The organism is uncultured Campylobacter sp., from assembly GCF_938045225.1.
GTDB lineage: Bacteria > Campylobacterota > Campylobacteria > Campylobacterales > Campylobacteraceae > Campylobacter_A.
The window spans coordinates 1-1,798 of sequence record NZ_CALINL010000088.1; the positions used below are offsets into that span (position 1 = coordinate 1).

Genomic DNA, 1,798 nt, shown 5'->3' on the forward strand with positions numbered 1-1,798 from the left:
CCCCGTCTGCACCGTGGGGTTAGCTGCGATCAGGGCGGCTATAAGGCCCGCGCAGAGCGAGTTTTTGTACTTCATGCGGGATAAAAAGACGGACAAGCATAAATTTAGCGTAACATACGAGGAGCACGTAGGTGCGATAAATTCCCAAAAATAGCCCGCCAAAAGGCGTTTTAATATAAATTTGGATAAGATTTTGCGAAATTTAATTAGGAGGAAAGATGAGCGACATCGTCTATACTAGAACCGACGAATCCCCGCTGCTTGCGAGTTATTCGCTGTTTCCGATCCTGCAGGCGTTTTTACGCGCGGGCGGCATAGAGATAACTCAGGCCGACATAGGGCTAGCCGCGCGGATCATCGCTGCTTTTAACGACAAGCTGCCGCCCGATCTGCGAGTGAGCGACGACCTGGAGATGCTGCGAAATTTGACGCAAGAAAAGCGCGCTAATATAATTAAGCTACCAAATATCTCGGCTAGCTTGCCTCAGCTAAACGCCGCTATCATGGAGCTTCGCGCTAAGGGCTACGATCTGCCGCCATACCCGTCCGAGCCAAAAACTCCGGAGGAAAAAGACGCGGCCTCTAGGTACGCCAAAGTGCTAGGAAGTGCGGTAAATCCCGTGCTGCGAGAAGGCAACTCCGACCGCAGATGCGTCGGTGCGGTAAAACGCTACGCCCGCGAAAACCCATATAAAATCACCCCTTTTGAAAAAGATAGCAAAACCGAAGTCGCCTATATGAAGGGCGGAGATTTTTACTCCTCCGAGCGCTCGATTAGCTTTGAAACGGATGAAAATTTACGCGTCGAATTTATCTCAAAAAGCGGCGAAAAACGCGTGCTAAAAGAAAATTTAGCCGTAGAAAAAGGCGATATAATCGACGCTAGCTTCATGAGCGCGCGAGAGCTAGACGCCTTTATAAATGAGCAAATCGCGGACGCGAAAGCAAAAAATTTGCTCTTTAGCGTGCATCTAAAAGCCTCGATGATGAAGGTGAGCGATCCCGTGATTTTCGGGCATTTCGTAAAGATTTTTTTCGCTGAAGTTTTTGAAGAGTTTGCAGACGAGCTAAAAAGCGTAAACGTCAGCGAAAACAACGGGCTAAAAGACCTTTTTTCGCGGATTTTAAATTTGCCGCAAGCTACGCAAGAAAAAATAAAAGCCAAATTTGATGAAATTTATGCCGCAAGGCCAAATTTGGCGATGGTAAATTCGGCCGCAGGCGTTACAAATTTACACGTGCCTAGCGACGTTATCATCGACGCCTCGATGCCGGCGATGATAAAAAACGGCGGCAAAATGTGGGATAAAGATGGTATAGCTCGCGAAACCAAAGCCGTGATACCAGATAAAACCTACGCCGTCGTTTATGAGGCCGCGATCGCGGAGATCAAGGCAAATGGCGCGCTAGATCCCGCTAAAATCGGTAGCGTCTCAAATGTAGGTCTAATGGCTAAAAAGGCCGAGGAGTACGGCAGTCACGATAAGACTTTTATCGCAAAAGAGGACGGAGAATTTGTTGTTTGTAACGAAGCTGGCGAGAGCGTCTTTAAATTTAGTGTTAAAAGTGGCGACATTTTTCGGATGACGCATGCAAAAGAAGACGCGATAAATGCGTGGTTTGAGCTTGCCTTAAAAAGAGGCGAAATTTCAAAAGATGAGCTTATATTTTGGCTAGATAACAGCCGTGCTCACGATAGAAATTTGATAGCTAAATTTGAAAAATTTAGAGATAAATTTACTAATGCTGGAGTTAAATTTGAAATTTTAAACTACGAGCAAGCAACTAAAAGATCGCT

General features: G+C 46.2%; 2 protein-coding genes. Both read left to right on the forward strand.

The features are described 5' to 3' along the window. Nucleotides 1-13: 13 nt before the first annotated feature. A complete protein-coding gene (locus Q0200_RS03825) occupies nucleotides 14-154 on the forward strand; it encodes an endolytic transglycosylase MltG (protein ID WP_297937965.1) in 141 nt (46 codons plus the stop codon). A 64-nt stretch (nucleotides 155-218) separates the two neighbouring features. Next, a partial coding sequence (locus Q0200_RS03830) for an NADP-dependent isocitrate dehydrogenase (RefSeq protein WP_297937962.1) occupies nucleotides 219-1,798 on the forward strand: 1,580 nt, incomplete at its 3' end.